The organism is Serratia sp. N21D137 (genome assembly GCF_047530005.1).
GTDB lineage: Bacteria > Pseudomonadota > Gammaproteobacteria > Enterobacterales > Enterobacteriaceae > Chania > Chania fonticola_B.
The window spans coordinates 1-2,410 of record NZ_JBLJAJ010000088.1; the positions used below are offsets into that span (position 1 = coordinate 1).

2 protein-coding genes are annotated in these 2,410 nt (G+C 54.8%); both read right to left on the reverse strand.

Annotated elements, in window-relative coordinates:
* Positions 1–60: 60 nt before the first annotated feature.
* Positions 61–822 (reverse strand): IS21-like element helper ATPase IstB, encoded by a 762-nt coding sequence (gene istB, locus ACMV5H_RS25315; protein ID WP_414822774.1) that lies wholly within the window; start codon positions 820–822, stop codon positions 61–63.
* Entirely contained in the window at positions 819–2,318 is a 1,500-nt protein-coding gene (gene istA / locus ACMV5H_RS25320) for an IS21 family transposase (protein WP_414822775.1), read from the reverse strand. The genes istB and istA overlap by 4 nt, the downstream gene beginning before the upstream one ends.
* Positions 2,319–2,410: the final 92 nt, after the last annotated feature.

Sequence of the window (2,410 nt, forward strand, 5' to 3'; positions counted from 1 at the left end):
TATTAGACGTCAATTACTTTTGCCGATCCGGCGTCAACTACAATGGCCGCTCCCACACCATCATTTAGATGGCTTTTTTGCCACTGCGTTTGAGGTCTTTTTCCTGTAGCTTTCTCCTTGTATTTCGAACAGATAACAGTGATGGATCAGACGGTCTGCTGCCGCTACCGCCATCGTTTCATCCACGAAGATACTCCCCCAGGTGCTGAACGGATGGTTACTCGTGATGATGAGACTCCCTCTTTCGTACCTGTGGGCGATCAGCTCGAACAGCACCCCCGTTTCTGCATTATCCCGTTTGACGTAACCGAGGTCGTCTATGACTATCACCCTATAGCGATCCAGCTTCAGAAGTACCTCGTTAAGTCTCAGCAACGATCTCGCCTTACGCAGCTCCTGCAGCAACTCGCCTGCACTGTAGAACCGGGCTCGGTAACCCTGATTAACCACACCCTCCACTATTGCCGCCGCCAGATGGCTTTTACCCAGCCCGCTAGCGCCGAACAGCAGCACATTTTCACTGGCGTCAACCCAGTCAGTCGTTTCGCTCAGTTGTCTTATTTGAGCAGCGTTCAACTCAGGGACCTGTTTGAAGTCATAGTCGCCGACCGATTTACCCACCGGAAGCCGGGCTTCCTTGATATAACGTCGTAACCGTTCAGTCTCCCGGTGGCTGGCCTCTTCGCTGCACAACGACAGCAGGTAACGCGACGGCGTCCAGCCTTCCGCTAGCGCGCGTTTTTCATGGCTGTGCCATTCACTGGCGATCCGGCTCAACCTCAACCGCCGTAGCAGGCGTTCCAGCGTATGGATATCTGTCACTGCACCGTTCTCCTGTCAGATAACAACTGCTCGTAACTGCTGAGTGTGTGCTGGACCACGTCGCCTGGTGGCAAGGCTTTGTCTTGGATACCCAGATACCGCATCAACTTCTCCAGATCCGGCTCTCCCGGCTCCCTCAACAAGGTATCCAGTCCGCGGGCAACAACAGAGATATCGTCACGCTCGGCAGCCAGTTTCAGTGCGTGGACCATCAGACTGCCGGCCAGTTGCGGTGGCAACCGCCCGCACAGATGTCGCCACAGGGCTTTCCATTCCTCATCGGGCAGGATGTCATCCCTCAGCGTGGCGTTATAAAAAGCGCTCGGCTTTTTTATCAGACTCCCGATGACATGCCGGAAGTTGATGCTGCGGGCTCGACGCTTCCCTTTTGCAGGCCGGACTCGCTTGCAGGCCAGGACTTCATTGCTGCCGATATAACAGCACAACCGATCGTCCCAGAGTCTGACCTTCAGCATCTGGCTGATCAGACGGGAGGGGACACTATAGACCACATGTTTTACGTTGATCGTACTGCTACTGCTTACCCGGACGGAGAGTTCTTCATAGTCAGAACAACGACGTAACGGCAACGGCTGCAGATGAGCCAGCTCTTGCTTTATGATGTCCTGATTCCGCCGGTTGTGTTTCATGACCTGATGGGTAACGAACTCGCGGTAGTCATCCAGTGACGCGAAGTCGCTATTACCACGCAGTAATAACGCCTGGCAGATGCGACGTTTCAAGTGGCCGTGTGCAGACTCAACGGAACCATTCTCGTGCCCTCGACCGCAGTTGTTGCGAGTTGGGACCATGCCATAGTGCTGGCACAACGCTTCGTAACGGCCGGTTTGATCTTCTCTGTCTTCATGGCTGAGGTTTTTCCAGGCCGCAGACAGACTGTCCGTACGATGCTCCAGGGGCACGCCGCCCAACTGACTCAGCGCTTCCTGGATACCCTCAGCCAGCGCGGTAAAACTTTCGCCTCCCAGTACGACGCGCATCCAGCTCCAGCGACTCCATGCGAGGCGGAAGTGGAAGAGTTTGTGCACCAGCGGCTCGCCGGCAACGGTGACTTCCACATCCTTCAGATGCGTAAAATCACTCAGAGCCTGCCGGCCTGGCAGATGTTCCTGGCGGAACATGACCTCTTGTTCGTTACCGAACTGAAGTTTCCAGGCCTTGACCCGGCGCTGCAGGGTGCGTGCAAGAGTGTCGGGATAGTGGCCTGGGTATTTTTCCTGCAGCAGTTCAAGCAGGGTAATTGGCGCCAATGTTGGCCGAGATTTGAGTTCAGGGACAATAACGTCATCCCACACGTCTTCCAAAGGGTCCTGTCGGGTTCGCCAATGGCGATGGCCAACAGGTGAACGCTGTCCTTTTTCAATACGTCGTCCGGAACGAACAGAGATACCGGCTTTGGCGGCTGCGGCCGCTTGGGTCTTGCCTTTTCTTCGATGCGTCATATAGAGATTGACCTGCTTGTCGTTAAGCGCCACAACCTCTCCATTAGTTGGGAAATCGGACGCTTAGCTTACAAATCGGCCAAAGTAATTGACGCGACAGAGGTCAGAGTAATTGTCGCCTAATA